Origin of the sequence: Ferruginibacter yonginensis, from assembly GCF_042651465.1 — a bacterium.
GTDB lineage: Bacteria > Bacteroidota > Bacteroidia > Chitinophagales > Chitinophagaceae > Ferruginibacter > Ferruginibacter yonginensis.
The window spans coordinates 1,320,906-1,338,877 of record NZ_JBHSCZ010000001.1 but is presented as its reverse complement, the minus strand read 5'-3'; the positions used below and the strand labels follow the sequence as shown (position 1 = coordinate 1,338,877).

The 17,972-nt window shown below is 35.0% G+C and carries 20 protein-coding genes; 9 read left to right on the top strand and 11 right to left on the bottom strand.

The window, feature by feature from the left end; all coding sequences use genetic code 11:
- Positions 1-37 precede the first annotated feature (37 nt).
- From rpsP to dinB, 3 genes are all read left to right on the top strand, one after another.
- Positions 38-529, top strand: coding sequence for a 30S ribosomal protein S16 (rpsP, locus tag ACFOWM_RS05850; RefSeq protein WP_379707754.1), 492 nt, complete (start codon positions 38-40; stop codon positions 527-529).
- Positions 530-772: 243 nt separating this feature from the next.
- Positions 773-1,285, top strand: a complete 513-nt coding sequence (locus tag ACFOWM_RS05845) for a ribosome maturation factor RimM (RefSeq protein ID WP_379707752.1) — start codon at positions 773-775, stop codon at positions 1,283-1,285.
- A 9-nt stretch (positions 1,286-1,294) separates the two neighbouring features.
- A complete protein-coding gene (dinB, locus tag ACFOWM_RS05840; RefSeq protein ID WP_379707750.1) occupies positions 1,295-2,437 on the top strand; it encodes a DNA polymerase IV in 1,143 nt (380 codons plus the stop codon).
- Here the strand turns inward: dinB and ACFOWM_RS05835 are convergent.
- Positions 2,426-2,848 carry an RrF2 family transcriptional regulator gene (locus ACFOWM_RS05835; protein ID WP_379707749.1) on the bottom strand — a complete coding sequence of 141 codons (423 nt, stop codon included), beginning with the start codon at positions 2,846-2,848 and terminating at the stop codon, positions 2,426-2,428. The genes dinB and ACFOWM_RS05835 overlap by 12 nt on opposite strands.
- 285 nt (positions 2,849-3,133) lie before the next feature.
- On the opposite strand from ACFOWM_RS05835, the gene ACFOWM_RS05830 reads away from it, so the two are divergent.
- Both ACFOWM_RS05830 and cysK read left to right on the top strand, forming a co-directional pair.
- The gene (locus tag ACFOWM_RS05830) at positions 3,134-3,973 is read left to right on the top strand and encodes a serine O-acetyltransferase (protein ID WP_379707747.1); all 840 of its coding nucleotides are present in this window, start codon (positions 3,134-3,136) and stop codon (positions 3,971-3,973) included.
- Between the two features lie 10 nt (positions 3,974-3,983).
- A complete protein-coding gene (gene cysK / locus ACFOWM_RS05825) occupies positions 3,984-4,895 on the top strand; it encodes a cysteine synthase A (RefSeq protein WP_379707746.1) in 912 nt (303 codons plus the stop codon).
- A gap of 35 nt (positions 4,896-4,930) precedes the next feature.
- Here the strand turns inward: cysK and ACFOWM_RS05820 are convergent, their stop codons facing one another.
- From ACFOWM_RS05820 to rlmN, 5 genes are all read right to left on the bottom strand, one after another.
- A complete protein-coding gene (locus ACFOWM_RS05820) occupies positions 4,931-5,647 on the bottom strand; it encodes an RluA family pseudouridine synthase (protein ID WP_379707745.1) in 717 nt (238 codons plus the stop codon).
- A gap of 4 nt (positions 5,648-5,651) precedes the next feature.
- A complete protein-coding gene (locus ACFOWM_RS05815; protein WP_379707744.1) occupies positions 5,652-6,839 on the bottom strand; it encodes a pseudouridine synthase in 1,188 nt (395 codons plus the stop codon).
- Between the two features lie 157 nt (positions 6,840-6,996).
- Entirely contained in the window at positions 6,997-7,386 is a 390-nt protein-coding gene (locus ACFOWM_RS05810; RefSeq protein WP_379707743.1) for a hypothetical protein, read from the bottom strand.
- A gap of 77 nt (positions 7,387-7,463) precedes the next feature.
- Entirely contained in the window at positions 7,464-7,850 is a 387-nt protein-coding gene (locus ACFOWM_RS05805) for a hypothetical protein (protein WP_379707741.1), read from the bottom strand.
- A gap of 9 nt (positions 7,851-7,859) precedes the next feature.
- Positions 7,860-8,903: a 23S rRNA (adenine(2503)-C(2))-methyltransferase RlmN gene (gene rlmN / locus ACFOWM_RS05800; RefSeq protein WP_379707740.1), complete on the bottom strand. Its 1,044-nt coding sequence runs from the start codon at positions 8,901-8,903 to the stop codon at positions 7,860-7,862.
- Positions 8,904-9,031: 128 nt separating this feature from the next.
- Here rlmN and ACFOWM_RS05795 point away from each other — a divergent pair, with 128 nt between their 5' ends.
- Positions 9,032-10,228, top strand: a complete 1,197-nt coding sequence (locus ACFOWM_RS05795; RefSeq protein ID WP_379707739.1) for an acetyl-CoA C-acyltransferase — start codon at positions 9,032-9,034, stop codon at positions 10,226-10,228.
- 2 nt (positions 10,229-10,230) lie between these two features.
- Here ACFOWM_RS05795 and ACFOWM_RS05790 read toward each other — a convergent pair whose 3' ends face one another.
- The 5 genes from ACFOWM_RS05790 to ACFOWM_RS05770 are packed head-to-tail and all read right to left on the bottom strand — an operon-like array spanning position 10,231 to position 15,726.
- The gene (locus ACFOWM_RS05790) at positions 10,231-11,430 is read right to left on the bottom strand and encodes a hypothetical protein (protein WP_379707738.1); all 1,200 of its coding nucleotides are present in this window, start codon (positions 11,428-11,430) and stop codon (positions 10,231-10,233) included.
- Between the two features lie 18 nt (positions 11,431-11,448).
- Positions 11,449-12,090, bottom strand: a complete 642-nt coding sequence (locus ACFOWM_RS05785) for an ATP-binding cassette domain-containing protein (protein ID WP_379707737.1) — start codon at positions 12,088-12,090, stop codon at positions 11,449-11,451.
- 56 nt (positions 12,091-12,146) lie between these two features.
- Positions 12,147-13,817 carry a DUF4836 family protein gene (locus tag ACFOWM_RS05780; RefSeq protein ID WP_379707736.1) on the bottom strand — a complete coding sequence of 557 codons (1,671 nt, stop codon included), beginning with the start codon at positions 13,815-13,817 and terminating at the stop codon, positions 12,147-12,149.
- 52 nt (positions 13,818-13,869) lie between these two features.
- A complete protein-coding gene (gene hisS, locus ACFOWM_RS05775; protein WP_379707735.1) occupies positions 13,870-15,240 on the bottom strand; it encodes a histidine--tRNA ligase in 1,371 nt (456 codons plus the stop codon).
- A gap of 30 nt (positions 15,241-15,270) precedes the next feature.
- Positions 15,271-15,726: a low molecular weight protein-tyrosine-phosphatase gene (locus ACFOWM_RS05770; protein ID WP_379707733.1), complete on the bottom strand. Its 456-nt coding sequence runs from the start codon at positions 15,724-15,726 to the stop codon at positions 15,271-15,273.
- A 156-nt stretch (positions 15,727-15,882) separates the two neighbouring features.
- Between ACFOWM_RS05770 and ACFOWM_RS05765 the strand changes: the two genes are divergently transcribed.
- The 3 genes from ACFOWM_RS05765 to ACFOWM_RS05755 are packed head-to-tail and all read left to right on the top strand — an operon-like array spanning position 15,883 to position 17,963.
- Entirely contained in the window at positions 15,883-16,707 is an 825-nt protein-coding gene (locus tag ACFOWM_RS05765) for an energy transducer TonB (RefSeq protein ID WP_379707732.1), read from the top strand.
- Between the two features lie 46 nt (positions 16,708-16,753).
- Positions 16,754-17,014 (top strand): hypothetical protein, encoded by a 261-nt coding sequence (locus ACFOWM_RS05760; protein ID WP_379707731.1) that lies wholly within the window; start codon positions 16,754-16,756, stop codon positions 17,012-17,014.
- A 1-nt stretch (position 17,015) separates the two neighbouring features.
- Positions 17,016-17,963 (top strand): PstS family phosphate ABC transporter substrate-binding protein, encoded by a 948-nt coding sequence (locus ACFOWM_RS05755; protein WP_379707730.1) that lies wholly within the window; start codon positions 17,016-17,018, stop codon positions 17,961-17,963.
- Positions 17,964-17,972: the final 9 nt, after the last annotated feature.

The following is a 17,972-nucleotide window of genomic DNA, read 5'->3' as shown; positions in this document are numbered from 1 at the left end:
TAACCATATTTGTTCACAACCAAAAAATTTCTATTTTATGGCTGTTAAAATGAGATTACAAAGACATGGGTCTAAAAAAAGACCTTTTTACTTCATCGTTATTGCGGATGCCCGTAGCCCACGTGATGGTAAATTTATTCAAAAATTAGGTTCTTACAACCCTTTAACGGTTCCTGCTACTATTCAGATTGACCGTCAAAAAGCGTTGGATTGGTTACAGAAAGGTGCTCAACCTACCGATACTGTACGCCGTATTCTTTCGTTTAAAGGTGTATTGTACCTTAAGCACTTGTTACGTGGTGTAGGCTTAGGCTTATTCGACGAAGCTGCTGCAATGGAAAAATTTACTAAGTGGAGTGCTGAGCATGACGCTCATGTTGCTAAACGTCAAGGTGCTGATAAAAAAGCTCGTATTGACAAACGCAACGTGCCAGTAGTTAAAAAAGTAGAAGCTGTTGCAACACCTATTGAAGCTGCTCCTGCTGATGCAACCACTGCGACAGAAGAAACAACACCCACTGCAGAATAAGTAGATCCGTTCCACTTATACGAATGCATTGAAGTCTCACAATTTTTGTGAGACTTTTTTATGTACAGCATAGTTGAAAATAGTACCAATGCTGATGGGCTGCTGGATTGTAGCGGCACCGTAGCCGCCGCCAAGGCGGTGTAGGTACAGCGAAAAGCCAGAACAACTGTTGCCATATTGCCTTTGTACATAGCCCCCATTTTTTAAGCAAAACAAACTTACTTTTACACTTTAATGATAACAATGGAATATTTTAAAATAGGTAAACTAGCTGCCAGTCATGGCCTTACGGGTGAGTTAGTGTTGCAACATAGCCTTGGTAAAAAAACAAGTTTAAAAGGTTTAGAAGCTATTTTTATTGAACAAACGCCCAACAATTTTTTACCTCATTTTATTGAGGCTACTTCTATTAAGAGTGATGATGAAATTTATATTAAATTAGAAGGGGTAGATAGTAAAGAGGTTGCAAGAAAACTAACACCCAAAAATGTTTGGTTACAAGAAGTTGATTTTAAAAAATTTGCAGCTAAGGCAGCTCCAATTGCTTTACTAGGTTATGAGTTAATAGATGTTGATAAAAGTTTAGGAAATATTATTGAAGTAATTGAGCAGCCGCACCAAATATTAGTAACTGTTTTATATAATAATAATGAGGCACTAATACCCATACACGAAGCTAATTTATTACGAATGGATAATAAGGCAAGAAAAGTATATGTAGAAGTGCCAGTGGGTTTATTAGAAATATATGGTTAAATAAAGTATTTGAGCAAGCAACGTATTATAGCACATTTTGATTTAGATTCCTTTTTTGTGTCGGTAGAAATATTGAACGACCCATCACTTAAAGGGAAACCTGTTATTGTTGGTGGTCGTGAACGTGGGGTGGTAGCGGCTTGTAGCTATGAGGCCCGTAAGTTTGGTGTACATTCAGCAATGCCATCGAGTAAGGTAAAACAACTTTGTCCGCAAGCCATTTTTTTAAAAGGTAGTAGGGGTGAGTATAGCCGATACTCTCGTTGGGTTACACAAATTATTGCTGCAAAAGCACCACTTTTTGAAAAAGCATCTATCGATGAGTTTTATATTGATTTAACTGGGATGGATACTTTTTTTAACCCTGCACAATGGACGATTGATTTGCGTAAACAAATTATGGACGAAACGGGCTTGCCTATTTCGTTTGGTTTATCGAGCAATAAAATGATGGCCAAAATTGCCACTAACCAAGCAAAACCTAATGGTTATTTGCAAATACCTTTTGGTATGGAAAAGCAATTTTTGGCGCCCTTAAAAGTAGGAGAAATACCAGGTGTTGGTGAACATACACAAAAGGTATTGGCTTTTATGGGTATTAAAACCATTGAACAACTTAGCCAAACACCACAAACAGTTTTAGAAGAGCGATTGGGCAAATGGGGTGGTGATTTATTAGCAAAAAGTAATGGCATTCATTTGAGTGAAGTAGCTCCTTATCATGAATCAAAATCAATATCAACAGAAAATACTTTTGATGAGCCAATAGCCGATATACCTTTTCTGCACAGTGAGTTAGTAAAATACACTGAAAAAATTTGTTTTGAATTACGTAAAGATGGTAAACTAACTGGGTGTGTTGCAGTGAAAATTAGGTATCCTAATTTTGAAACTACATCAAAACAAACCACCATTGATTATACTGATGCAGATGATGAAATATTACCTATTGTAAAAGAATTATTTAATAAGTTACATAAAAAGGGTGCCCCCATACGCTTATTGGGCGTACGTTTGAGCGAATTAACAAGTGATGTTGTACAAGGCAGTTTATTTGGTAATAACGAAAAGAAAACAGATTTGTACAAAGCCATGGATGCCCTTAAAAATAAGTTTGGAAAAAATACGCTGAAAAGAGCGTCATCCAACTAAATCGCCATCAATTAAATCAACCAAGGTTTTCTTTTCTAATACTTTTAAAGTTGCATCTCTCACCATGGCCATGGTGCGTCTTAAACCGCAATGTGTTTCATCGCAATCGCTACATTTTTCGTAAAAGTTTAAGCTTACACAAGGCAACATAGCTATTGGCCCATCCACAATTCTAATAGCTTTTGCGATGGTTGTTTTTTTAGGATGTTCTGCTAAAAAATAACCTCCTCCTTTGCCCTTTTTACTATTTAAAATTTGATGTTGTTTGAGAAGTAATAAAATACTTTCTAAAAATTTGATGGGTATGTTTTTATGGGCAGCTATATCTGCAATTAAAATGGGGCCTTCACCATGTTTTTCTGCTAAATAACCAAGTGCTTTTAAACCGTATTGCGTTTTCTTCGATAACATAAAATAAAATTAAACTTAATTTTCACAAAATATTAGTCTATTAAAATTGTAGAGTATGTATATTTGTGCTATAGTTTTGAAACAAATACCATTTTGAGGTGTAATGTGGCACTATCAAAATTGAATGAATGTTTTGGTTTTAATGTTAGTTGTAAAAAAAGTCCTGCCAAAAGGTGAGGGCTTTTTTTAGGTTTGATTGTTGCTCTAAAATAATAAAGATTTTTAAACTATACCAAATTAGTTTACTAGTAAACAGCAGTTAATTGAACAATATAAAAATAGGGTATGCCTTTAAATGAAATTGAATTTTTACAAAAGTTAATGATGCAACATACAAGTGCAGAAACCAATTACCCTAATAAAATAAATGCAGCAATTTTTATTGATGCATTGTACAATTGGCTATTCACTCCACAGATTTATAACGTACACTCCACCGCAACAATACATGAAACCTATACAGCCCTTCAAGCTGATTTTTTACCATTATTACAATCAGTATTAACTGATGAAGCAACCATTCATCAACAACAGACTACATTTTTTAATAGTATTCCCAATATTTACGAGGCCCTGTTGCAAGATGCTGAATCTGTTCTAAATTTTGACCCAGCTGCAATTTCGTTGAAAGAGGTATTATTGGCTTACCCTGGTTTTTATGCTGTAGCTATTTATAGGTTTGCGCACCAATTACAACTGCAAGGTGTACCAATTTTACCACGGTTATGGTCAACACATGCACATAGTAAAACGGGTATTGATATTCACCCAGCAGCAAGTATTGGTCAATCTTTTTTTATTGACCATGGTACGGGTATTGTAATTGGAGCCACCACGGTTATAGGTAATAATGTAAAAATTTATCAAGGGGTAACACTAGGGGCTATTAATGTATCAAAAGCAATGGCAAGTATAAAAAGGCATCCTACTATTGAAGATGATGTGATTATTTATGCAGGAGCAACCATTTTAGGTGGCGAAACTGTAATAGGTAACAATAGTGTAATTGGCGGCAACGTGTGGCTTACTTATAGCGTTCCCCCATATTCAGTTGTTTATCAAAAAAATGAAATTAAAGTAAGAGATAATCGCCCCATAACAGAAACATTCAATTTTGTAATTTAAAATAACAACCATGAAAGTAAATAATATTTTAGCTACCATTGGCCATACGCCCCACGTAAAAATTAATAAAATTTTTGGTGATGATTATAACGTTTATATAAAATTAGAAAAACAAAACCCTGGCGCTAGTATAAAAGATAGAATTGCATTAGCTATGATTGAAGATGCAGAAGCAAAAGGATTATTGCATAAAGAAAGTGTAATTATTGAACCTACGAGTGGTAATACCGGTATTGGCTTGGCTTTAGTGGCTGCTGTAAAAGGGTATAAATTGATTTTAGTGATGCCCGAAAGTATGAGTATTGAACGTAGAAAAATTATGCAAGCCTATGGTGCTACTTTTGTATTAACGCCAAGAGAAAAAGGTATGAAGGGTGCAGTAGATGCTGCCAATGAACTTGCTGCTACAACACCGCATGCTTGGATACCGAAGCAATTTGATAACCCAGCCAATAGTGATATACACCGTAAAACCACCGCTATTGAAATATTAAACGATTTTAAAGATGGGCTCGATTATATAATTACAGGTGTAGGTACTGGCGGACATATAACTGGCGTTGCCGAAGTATTGAAACAACATTTTCCTCAATTAAAAGTATTTGCAGTTGAGCCAGCCTTATCGCCCTTATTGAGTGGTGGTGCTCCGGGGCCTCACCCACTACAGGGTTTGGGGGCTAACTTTATACCATCAGTGTTAAATAGAGCTATTTTAGATGGTGTTATTACAGTTGAGAAAGATGAAGCCTACGCTTACGCTTTACGTGCAGCTAAAGAAGAAGGTATTTTTATGGGTGTATCATCAGGTGCTTCGTTGGCAGCCGTTGCAAAAAAGTTGATAGATATACCTAAAGGTGCAACTATACTTACGTTTAATTATGATACTGGTGAACGTTATTTATCTGTTGATGGTTTATTTTAAAAAAAAGCGCCCAGTAAAATGGGCGCTTTTTAGTATTATCCTTTTTTTAATTGTTGCATTAATGCCCTAAACTCTTTTGGTGCTGGTGCTTCTAATGTGTGCAATTGACCATGTAAATCAGTAAATACAAGTTTATATGAGTGCAATGCTAGTCTGTTAATGATGGGCCTTTCTTCCTCATCATGCTTACTAAGTTTAAATTTTTTCTTTACACTTGATAGCAAAACTTGTTTACCATCACCATACAAAGGGTCGCATGCTAAAGGGTGACCAATATGTTTGCAATGCACCCTAATTTGGTGTGTACGACCTGTAAATAACCTAAACGATACTAATGAAAAATGTTGATTTCGCTCCATAACGCTATAGCCTGTTTGTGAGGCTTTACCACTGCGGTGTACCGTCATACTGCCTTTTTTGGTAAGATGCTCCGTTATGGGAGCATCAATTATTCCTTCATCGTCAATTGGGGCGCCCATCACTACACCTAAGTAGTATTTTTCTACTTGTCTATCTTCAAAAATTTTACACAAGTATTTATGGACAACATCTGTTTTAGCAAATAAAATGAGTCCGCTAGTATCTTTATCTAACCTGTGTACGGTAAATATTTGTTGGTACTTATCAGTTAAATATTCTTTTAATGATTTTTCAGTTTGTTCCCTATCAGGTATAGTTAGCATACCTCCTGGTTTATTCACAGCAACAAAATCATCATTCTCAAAAATGATTTCAAATTTACTTTTTGCCAAAATTTTACTTTTTACTTGCTTTTTTTTCTGAGTGTGTTTTAAACTTACGTGGTTTTTTAGGGCCTTCTACCTTAACAAAATGATGTTTTTTGGGAGCAGGTGTAATAGGCGCTCCTAAAGCTTCTGCAATTTCAGCTTCGGTATAATCGCTGCCTTTTTTAACTGGTGTTTTTTTAACAACTGTTGTTGCAGCTGGTGTTGTATTGGTTTTATTTTTTGCAGCCTTACCTTTAGATTCGTTCATGTATTTAAGCAATCTAATTTCTTTATCACTCAAATAACGCCATTTACTTCTTTCTACATTTTTTTTGGTTAAGCCTGCATACATTACCCTGTCTAAGGCTTTTACATCGTAACCCATACTTTCAAAAATGCGGCGTACAATACGGTTGCGACCACTATGTATTTCTATACCAATAATTGATTTGTCTTTTGCATCAGCGTAAGCCAAACTATCTACCACTACAGGTCCATCTTCTAAAATTAACCCGTTTACAACTTTATCAAAATCAGTTTTGGTTAAAGGCTTGTCTAATTTTACTTCGTAAATTTTAGTGATTTGGTAGCTTGGGTGCGATAGTTTTTGTGTTAAATCACCATCGTTGGTTAATAACAAAACACCTGATGTATTTCTATCTAAACGACCAATAGGGTACACCCTTTCATTGGTGGCCTGTTTTATGAGTTCTAATACTGTTTTTCTGCCTTGTGGGTCATCAGTAGTAGTAATATAATCTTTGGGCTTGTTGAGTAAAATGTATACCAAGTTTTTAGTGATGAATAATTTTTTACCATTGTAAATAACTTCATCGGTTGGTTGTACTTTATACCCCGGCTCTGTTACAATTACGCCATTAACCTTCACATTATTTTCAGCAATAATAGCAATAGCATCTCTACGTGAACAAATGCCACAGTGTGCTAAAAACTTGTTTAAGGGCATGGCAACATCAGTGGTAATTTGCTTGCTTGCAGCAACTTTAGCGGCCTCTTTGCCAGCTTTGGTCGTTGGTGCTTTTTCTTTTACGATGATGCCTTTTTTAATTTGACGAGCTTTGTATTCTTCTTCTTTCTTTTTTTCGAAGAAGGCTCTTTTTTCTTGACGGGCTAATTTTTTTTCTTGCCTAATTTCTTCTTTTACTACGCTGTTCTTTTTGGGATTAATGAACTTGCGAAATGCGTCCTGACTCATTTTATTTGTATTTAATGCTGTTTTTCAACAGTAGATGAATTGCAAAAGTAATTTTTTTTATTGATAAAACGCCGTTTGGTGGCCTTTGTAACACAAAAGGGATGCATTCATGTTACTGAATACATCCCTTTTATAGTTAAACCAAAACTAAAAAAAACTATTTTTTGATGGCTTTTCTACCCTTTCTACCTTCTTTACGATTTTTCTTAAATTCTTCCATTTTCGCTTTTTGGTCAGCATTTAAAACAGCATCCATTTTTGCTTTTTCTTCTTCACGAATAGCTGCTTGTTTTTCCCTCATTTCTTTCACTGTAATATTATCCTGCGCTTTTAAAGCATCTTTTTTCGCCTTCATTTCTTGTCTGTTGGTTTTCATTTTTGCTTGTTGTTCTTTGGAAAGATTTAATTCTTTCATCATTTTACCTTTCTCTCTTTTGCCCTTTTGGCGTTCAGTAGTTTGCGAAGGTGTTGCTGCTCTTTCTGTTTGGGCGTTTGCAGCGAAACAAAATATAGATGCTACAAATGATAATGCTAATAATTTTTTCATGGTCTTTATTTTTTATTGTTATGCATCATAGACCATTAGCGGAAAACAAAGTTTAATCAACAAAACGTTAAAGCATTTTATTCATTAATACCTGGTGTTGATTTATTGCTAGCTTTTAGTTGCTGTTGTATTGATTTGTTGAAAATAAGCAACTGATCAGGCGTTAAAATAGTATCAATTGCTTTTTTTTGAGCTAGCCTTGCTTGTAAAATATTTCTTCTTTTTTGTTGAGCAGTTAAAGTAGCGTTGTTGTTAATAGCATCTATACTATCTAACATGTTTTCTCTTAATAATTTTAATTGAGCAGCTTGTTCTTTGCTGAGGTTGAGGTTTTTCAATACGGCTATAATGCCATCATTTTTATTATTTTCATTTTTGTTAGATGGTGTGGGTGTACGATCAACCTGCGCTATTGTTTTGCCATAAATACAACTTATGATTAATAATGCAATCAATTGTTTCATAATAAGTAACTATTTATCTTTATTGGCCAATTGTCCGCAAGCAGCATCAATATCTTTACCCCTGCTACGGCGTATTCTTACATTTACTTTATGTTGTACTAAATAGTCAGTAAAAATTTGTGTACTATCCTCATCAGATTTTTCAAAATCAATACCTAATACACTGTTGTACTCAATAACATTAATGAGGTGCGTAGGTATTTTTCTATAAATTTTTACTAGTTCAGCCGCATCTTCTAATGTATCATTTTCTCCTTTCAATAAAACATATTCGAGGGTAATATCATTTTTAGTTTTATCATAAAAATAGTTCAGCGCTTCCACCAATGCAGCAATATTGTTGCTTTCATTGATGGCCATAATTTTATCACGTTTTTCATCAGTAGCCGCATGTAACGATACGGCTAAATTAAAACGTACATTATCGTCGCCCAATTGTTTAATCATTTTTGCTACACCTGCAGTTGATACAGTAATACGTTTAGGGCTCATACCCATGCTGTCGCTTGCAGTTATTTTTTCTATTGACTTTAAAACGTTTTTATAGTTTAATAGCGGCTCACCCATACCCATGTAAACTATGTTTGAAAGTTTGGTACCGTACATTTTTTCGCTTTGCTCATTTAGCAACGCTACTTGATCGTAAATTTCATCAAACGTTAAATTGCGTTTACGATCCATTTTGCCAGTGGCACAAAAGGCACAAGCCAAACTACAACCTATTTGCGATGACACACAAGCCGTATTTCTTTTTTCTGTTGGTATTACAACGCCTTCAATTAAATGCCCATCGTGTGTTTTAAAACGTGACTTTAAAGTACCATCCATACTATGTTGAGTAGCATCAATACTTACGGCAGGTAAACTAAATTCTTCTTTTAATTTATTACGCAACTCTATTGAAAGGTTGCTCATTTCATCAAAACTTCGGGCATTTTTTTTCCATAACCACTCATAAGTTTGAATAGCCCTAAATTTTTTATCGCCAATTTTTTCGAAATATGCTTTTAAGCCTGCTAAATCAAAATCACGTATGTTTACTTTTTCTGCCATATTGCAAAGATAATTCAAACATTTTACAAGCTTTTGCAAGTGCTTGGTTGTAATATTACCTGCTGCCAAAATTTATTTGTTTCTTTGCATTTCTTAAAAAAGCGATACACTTTAAAATTATTACGACTATGCAACCAGTATATATTATTGATGCTGTACGAACACCTATAGGAAAATATGGTGGCACATTAGCCACTGTTAGGCCAGATGATATGCTGGCTTTAGTAATTGAAGCATTGGTAAAACGTAATGAAGCCATTGATGTAAACGCTATTGAAGATGTTATTGCAGGCGCTGCCAACCAAGCTGGTGAAGATAATAGGAATGTGGCTCGTATGGCGGCATTATTGGCTGGTTTGCCGGTAACAGTTGCAGGTAACACGGTTAATAGGTTATGTGCTAGTGGTTTACAAGCAATAATGGATAGTGCTCGTGCCATTGCATGTGGCGATGCCGAATTAATGATTGCAGGTGGTGTGGAGAGTATGAGTAGGGCTCCGTTTGTAATGCCAAAAAGCACCAGCGCCTTTGATAGAAATGCACAGATTTTTGATACCACCATGGGCTGGCGTTTTATAAACAGCCAACTAAGCGATTTATATTACCCCTACACTATGGGTGAAACCGCTGAAAATGTTGCCAAACAATGGAATATTAGTAGGACTGCACAAGATCAATTTGCGGTTGAAAGTCAAGCTAAGTATGAGGCAGCACACCAAGCTGGTGCTTTTGCAAATGAAATAATACCTGTAAATGTTGTACAAGGTAAATCGACCGTTGTGTTTGATAAAGATGAACACCCACGTTTATCATCAGCAGAAAAATTAGCCACTTTAAAACCTGCTTTTATTAAAGATGGTACCGTAACAGCAGGTAATAGTAGTGGTATTAACGATGGTGCTGCAGCTATGTTATTAGCATCTGCCGCAGCTGTGGAGCAATACCAATTAAAGCCAATAGCTAAAATTGTAAGCATGGCTGTAGCAGGTGTTGAACCCTCTGTAATGGGTATTGGCCCGGTGCCTGCTACACAAAAAGCTTTGTCAAGAGCAGGGCTCACTATTGCGGATATTGATATTGCTGAATTAAACGAAGCATTCGCATCTCAAAGCTTAGCTTGTATAAAAGAGTTAGGTATTGATGCTGCTAAAGTAAATGTGAATGGTGGTGCAATTGCTATTGGGCACCCATTAGGCTGTAGTGGCGTTCGCATTAGTACCACCTTATTACACGAAATGCAAAAGCGAAAAAGTAAATATGGGTTAGCTACCATGTGTATTGGTGTAGGACAAGGTGCTGCCATCATTTATGAAAACATTGTATAAATTTATAATTGGTACAATTGTTTTTTGATTAAGCTAAAGTTGGCCCAAATACTAACAGCGTATAAAAGTATGGTTAACACTATCACATAAGGGTGTACAAAAGCACTTAACACTTCTTTGCCTGCTGCAAAGTTTTGTTGAAATAAATATTGAAAAATACTCGTTGCTATGAATGCACTGCCAATAATAAATGCGAAAACGGGTATCCATTTTTTAGCAACAGTTTTACTCAGCCATATAGGTGCATACCCTAGCTGCAGCAATAGTTGCAAGTTTTGTTTGCTTTTACTGATCATTAATTGTAAGTAAAATGAAAACAACAATATTGATAATAACACCACCAACACCGCTAACCCTCCAAGGCCAGCTACAATGGCTTGTAAGGTGGTTTTAATGCGCCCAAATTTTGTTTTATCCTTATTTACATGGTAGTTATTTTGTGCAAGAAAGTTCAATAACTCAGCACTATTGGCATCGGTCGTTTTTATGTATACCCTTGCTGCCGGCTGCTCTGGCACTGTGCTAAACATTTTATTGCCCCAGTTTAAAAAACTTTGTGGCACTAAAAAAGAGTTAATTCTATCACTTACTGCAACTATATGTCCTTTAAAAGTTTGCTTGGTACCATCGGGTGCTGTGCACTCTAAAAAAATATTGATAGCGCCAATACTGCCAGATGATAATTGTGGTAAGTCTTGCGCCGGTGCAAACACATTGTACATCTCTAAAAAATCTGCTGAAAAAATAATGGGTACATCAACTTGACCTGGTTGCCAAGTAAACGAAGGTGGAACGGTATCTATAAAATCATCTTGAATAGCTTCAATAAACAAATCAGTACTAAACGGGATGATATCACCAGCACTAGCTTTGGCTCTAAATTGGTTACTGAGTAATGGTGCTGCATCTTCAATAAACGGTTGTTTTTTGATGTTGTTGATGTCCTCTTTTGTAAACCTATTTTCCTTACCCATATTTTCGTTGGTAATAGTTTTGGTTACAGAAATATAGTCGTACCCATTTTTACGAGGATTTTTATCTCTTAGTAATTGATTAATGTTGATAAACATTTGAACGCAACACAATAACAACAACACACCTACTGCAAGACCTGTATAACTTAATATTTTGGATGTTTTACTGCCTGTATTTAAATAAGGCGCAATGGTTTTGTAGTTTATGGTGGAAGTACTGTTGCTCATTTGTTGGTTGCTTTATTACTAAAGATGAATTTGTTGATGGGCCTTAAAAAATGAAATAGGTTCAAGGTCTGCTAAAATAATTGTAGCGCCTCTTTGTTCAGCAGCATGCTCAATAAGTTGCATTGCTTTTATGCTATTGGCTTCATCTAAATGACTAAAAGGTTCATCCATTATTATCATATCAAAAGGTTGCTGCAAGGCTCTAATAATGGCAACCCGTTGTTGTTCGCCATAACTACAAGTGCCGGCTTTTTGTGATAGTTTATTTTGAATACCTAATGCTGCAGCCATAGCCTCAATAGGCATTGCTTCAGCAAAGGGTGATAGTTGTTTTTTTATGGCAATGTTTTCGTACACCGTAAATTCATTAAACAGCCGTAAATCTTGAAAAATAACACTCATTTTGTTGGCTCTTATAGCTGCTAATTTTGTAGGGTGTATATTTTTGAGCGATTCGTTTTCAAATAAAACATCACCATCATAATCGCTACGTAGGCCGTATATAAAATGCATTAACGATGTTTTGCCGCTACCACTAGGTGCTACCAATTGAATGCGGTTGCCTTTTGTAATATCAATGGTTTTGTTCCATACTGCAGAATTTGCAACCTTTTCTTTTTCAAGATGGTGTGGTACTATATTTTTTAACGATAAAAGCATAAACAAAAATAAAAAAGCCGTCACATAAATGACGGCTTTATAAAAAATTAGTATGGTTATTTAATAGTTGTTACAGTTGTATCTGTAGCAGGTGCATCCATTATAACGTCATTATCATTCCACATGGTTGCATATTGTGCTTTCTTTTTTTCTTCTATAACATACATTTTGCTTGCATATCCATTTAATTGTTTCAAGCTATTGGTATTTTTATCGAGTAAGTTAATTTCAATGTGTTGGGTTAAACCGCCACTTTTAAAATTACCACCGCTAATAATAACATTATCCCACATTTTTACATTTTCATCATAGGTTACCTTAGTTAAACTGTCAGAAGTAGCTGATGGTTTCATGCTGGTTAATATGTATTGAATATTTACATAGCCAGCAATAGGGCCTTCACTTATTTTATCAAAAAAACTAAAGTTTGATGATGCTTTACCAGCTAAATAACTATCTGTAGTGGTTTTGCTGTTAGATATTGCGAAGTAATTGTCATTAGTATTAAAAACAATTTTTTCTGATTCGCTGCCGCCTAACATACTACCACCTAATTTATTACCTGCATCAATTAATTTTTTAAATGATGCTTTATCGCCAATTGATGCTGCAAATAATACTTGTGCATCTGGTCTGCCAATAGTGTCTTGCTTTAAATCAGTTACTGCAAATAAAATATCACCTTTATTGGCTTTAATAAAATCATCGAGGTTTAATCCTGCTTGGGCTAAACCAATGTTTAAGAAACCATCTAAGTTGAGTAATTTTAAAAATTCTTTTACACCTTCAGGTTTAAAGTTTAATGCAAATAAACCTGCTACGTTTTGTGATGGAATGCTGGTGATCATTTTTTTATCAATACCAGATCCGCTGTATTTTTTATATAAGTCAGTTAATTCTTTACCACCGTACGATTTTGAATCAATTACAATTTTACCATTGTCAAAATTTAAAGTAGCAGCAGTAATTGCACCTTTATATAATTTGGTTAGGTTAATCATTGTTGCTGCAGCACCTAAAGCACCAGCTGAGTTAAAATGTTCAGCATTCAACCAAAAATGAATATCGCCAGTTGTTTTTACAAGTTCAGTAAACTTTTCATCAACGGCCAAACTATTATCTTCTTTTAAATTAATTAAAGCTGTGGTTGCCGCAGCCATATCTCTTGTTGGTGTTGTAGATGGTAATGGGTTACCTAAGCTATCAGTAGGTTTTTCTTTATAACCATCCATAGCACTGATTTCTGGAGTGTTAATAGTAGCAATAAATTTTTCTTTATTGTAAGCAATTACACCTTTATCTGTTGATGAAAAAGTAAAACCATCTTTAGTACTTTCTTTTGCATCTTTAGCAGCTTCAGTCAGCATTTTTTTAAACTTAACTTCGTCTGTAATGCTACCTTCAAAAGCAACATAACCGCCAACAGAATCTTTTACTACAAAAGCGATGATATCAGTTTTTGTGTTAACACCACTGTTTTCTGGATTATCTAAAATTGATTTTGAAAAAGCAGAAATGTTTGAATCTGCAATCATTTTTTGAAAGCCTTCATTCTTTTTAATTTCTTCCCAAGGTAATTTGCTATTGAGCGATGCACCATCTATATGCATTACAATACCAGCATTTTTAGGAATATACCTTCCTTGTTTGTTTGTTTTTGAGCAAGATGAAAATACTACAACAGCCAATAAAGCCATTATAGAAAAGGAGCGCATACGTTTGTGCATAGTTTTTAGTTTTGTTGTTTATACTTTTTTTTGAGCGGAAGTAACCTTTTGGTTATATATTAGTTTCGAAATATTTTGTTAATGCTGTAAAAGGTACTGCAACTTGTTCGCCTTTTTGTAAGTTTTTTACCATGCATGTTTGGTTTTCTAGTTCATGCGAACCTATAATGATGGCAAAAGGTATTTGCTTTTTATCAGCATATTTGAACTGCTTATCAAGTTTCACTTTTTCTGGGTATAGCTCACAAGCAATATGTTGGTTTCGCAATTGTTGCATTAAACCTAGGGCTGCATTTGCTTCAGCATCGCCAAGGTTAAAAAATAAAGCTTTGGTGGTATTACCAATGGTAGCAGGAAAAAGTTGTAGTTCATCCAAAACATCATAAATTCTATCAATACCAAAGCTTACACCCACACCCGGTATATTAGGTACGCCAAACAAGCCCGTTAAATCATCATAGCGACCACCACCACCGATACTGCCCATTTTTACAGTTTCTGGGGCTTTGGCTTCTAATATAATACCAGTATAATAGTTTAAGCCACGGGCAAGGGTAAGGTCGATGTTGATATGTACATCTTTACAATGTTGCATTACATAATTAAGTTCGGCAATACCTTGTTGCCCTATTTCATTATCTGCAAATAATTTTGAAATAGCTGCTAGTTTGGCTTCATTACTACCTCCAATATTCAAATACGTTTCAATAGTTTGAATTTCAGCTGCATTCAATCCCCTCTCTTGTAATTCTATTTTTACTTTTTCGATGCCTATTTTATCAAGTTTGTCAATAGCCGTGGTAATATCAATCATTTTATCAGCACCACCAGCAATGGTGGCCAATGCTGCCAAAACTTTTCTGCTATTAACCTTTAAAGTATAGTTTACTAAACCTAGTTTATTAAATACATGGTGGTAAATATGGCAAAGATCCACTTCGTTTATTAATGATTGGCTTCCTACTACATCAGCATCGCATTGTGTAAACTCACGGTAGCGGCCTTTTTGAGGCCTATCGGCACGCCATACTTGTTGCATTTGGTAACGTTTAAAAGGGAACGTAAGTGAGCCAGCATTCATGGCTACATATCTTGCAAAAGGTATGGTTAAGTCGTATTTTAAAGCCCTCTCCGTAAGAGCGGCTGTATTTTTACCTTCTAATAATTTTTCAAAACCATCTTGTGCTTTGGCAATATTTTTAGGGTCACTTAAGCCATTGTTAAGTATTTTAAAAATGAGTTTATCACCTTCTTCACCATATTTACCCATTAGTGTTTCAAGGTTTTCCATTGCAGGGGTTTCTAGCGGTTCAAACCCATATAATTCAAATACCGAACGTATGGTATTTAAAATATAATTTCTTTTATAAACAATGGCAGCTCCAAAATCTCTTGTGCCTTGCGGTAAACTGGGCTTTGTCATTATACAGTACTATTTAAAACGATTTTAATTTTATTTATATTTTTCGATGATGGCATCGCAGGTTTTATTGATTATGTCGTACACTTTTATGTAACCATCTTCATTACCATACCAAGGGTCGGGCACTGCTGCATTGCTATTGGGCTGTAATTCATTTAAAAAATAATCAACCTTGTTAACATCAAATTTTTTTCCTGCAATTTGTTTTAGCTGGTGCATCACATCATCAGCCATTACATAAATTTTGTCGTACACATCAAAATCAGTAGCAGTACATCTTCTACTAACTTGATCCCTAATATCAATGCCATGTTGCAGGGCAACTTTTTGGCTTAATGGGTGCGGCGCTTCACCATTGTGTAATCCATTAGTACCGGCACTTTCAATCACCCAATTTAGTTGGTGTTTTTTTGCTTTGTCTTTTAAAACACCTTCGGCCAATGGGCTTCTACAAATATTACCCAAGCATACCATTAACACTTTCATATTGCAAATATAATTAGGATGTATGAAGCCTATATGATGTTTTTATGATTGGTGCCACCATTATATAATTGGCAGCTGTTATGGAATTATTGTATCAGCAGCATCTTACTACTAAAGCGGCCGCTTGCATTTAATAACTTTTAAAAAAAACAAACAATGAAAAGCGAAACAATTTTACAAGCCGATGTATTAGATATTATTTTTGAAAATAGAAACAAAACCTATGGCGCTTATGCACTTCGTAAGTTTTACAACAACCGTTTAGGCATAGCCATGGTGAGCATGTTAATGATGGTTGCTGTGTTGTATTCATTTACCCTCATAAAAAAAGATAAAGTGAAGCTGCCATCAATTATAACGGATCCATATATCATTAAACCAGCACCAAAACCACCAGTTGATAAACCTTTGGAGCCAAAACCACCAAAGCAAACTACTGTAAATAAAAAATTAGCAACATCACCAGCAAAACCGTCACAAAAATTTGTAAATAATGTTGTCATTACAAAAGATGATAAGGCAGATAAAATTGCCAATTTAGTTGATTCTGTCGCTATTGATGATAAAACAAATACTGTAAAAGGACCTACACATGTGTTTGTTACACCTACTGATGTAAAAACTGGAGACGGTGATGTTACAATAACAACAAAAGTAGATAAGGTTACGCCGAGCAGTTTCGCAGAAGTTATGCCTACTTACCCTGGTGGTAATGACGCTTTGCGGAAATTTTTAGAGAGAAATCTTAAAAATCCTCAAGATATTGAAGAAGGTGGCAGTGTTTTCGTTAAAATTAGGTTTGTTGTAGGTTATGATGGAGCTCTAAAATCATTTGAAACGGTGCAAGATGGTGGTGCAGCATTTAACGAAGAAGTAATAAGGGTTTTAAAGAAAATGCCACAATGGATACCTGGTAAAACAAAAGGCGAAAATGTATCTGTTTATTTTACCATACCTGTTAAGTTTAGTACAACAGATTAATATGGTAGCATTTTTATTATTAAATTGCCAACTTTAAAATAAATATATGGCTTTGGAAGAATTTGAACCAAATGAATTATCAGATAGAGAAAAAGCAATAGTTCGCATGCGTAGTTTAACCAACTACGTTATGGGGATTTTGCTTATTGGGGCAGGGTGTTTCTTTCTTTTTCCTATAAAAAGTACTGAAAAATTTATAAACCAGTACGACCCTACCATGATTACCGTTTTTGGAGTTGTTTGTTGTATTTATGGTTTATTCAGAATATTTAGAGGGTATAAAAAAAATTATTTTAGGGAGTATTAACATGCATATTTTAATAAAAAATAAATTGGTTTTTGTTACAATAACATGTTTAGTGTTGTTGGTTGCTTGTGCCGAAAAAAAACAGGTTGAAAAAATAACTGATACGCCTACTTTAGGTACCATACATGTTAGTGTTGATGAATCATTTGCGCCAGTTTTGCAAGCACAAATTGATATGTACCAAGCTTCAAACCCAGGTACAAAAATTATTGCTCATTTTAAATCTGAGGCAGATTGTTTAAAAGATTTTTTTAAAGACAGTGCTACACGGTTGGTAATTGTTACTCGTGGTTTGTTGCCAAAAGAAGAACGTTACATGATGGACTCTCTTGGTTTTAACCCAGGTTGGAACCAAGTAGCAGCCGATGCTGTGGCTATAATAGTTAATAAAAACAGCAGCGATACATTGTTCACTTTAGAGCGTTTACAACAACAACTAACTGGCAACTTCAACAAGGCACAAACGTTGGTATTTGATGGTTTAAATAAAACAAGTACGGTTCGCTTTATTGAAGATTCTGTATTAAAAGGTAAAGCTTTTGATACCAGCGTAGTGAGGGCTGTTAAAACCAGTGACGATGTTGTTGAATATGTTGCTACACATGAAAATGCTATTGGTTTTATTGGTGTTAACAGAATAGGTAATCCCGAGGAGCCAAACCAAGTAGCCATGTTAAAAAAAGTAAAAATTGCTTACGTTAAATGTGAGGTTTGCGATGATAAACCTTACGTAATGCCATCACAAGAAACCATCTTAAATAGAAGGTATCCTTTGGTACGTGGTTTGTATTATATCATTAAAGAAAATTATACAGGCTTGGGCGCAGGCTTTGTATCATTTTTAAAATATGAAAGAGGGCAGTTGATTTTTAGAAGAAGTTACCTTGGTCCGATGATGGACTTTGAAGTACGTAACATTAAATTAAACAATGAATTGCCTAAAGATTAGTTCTTTCGT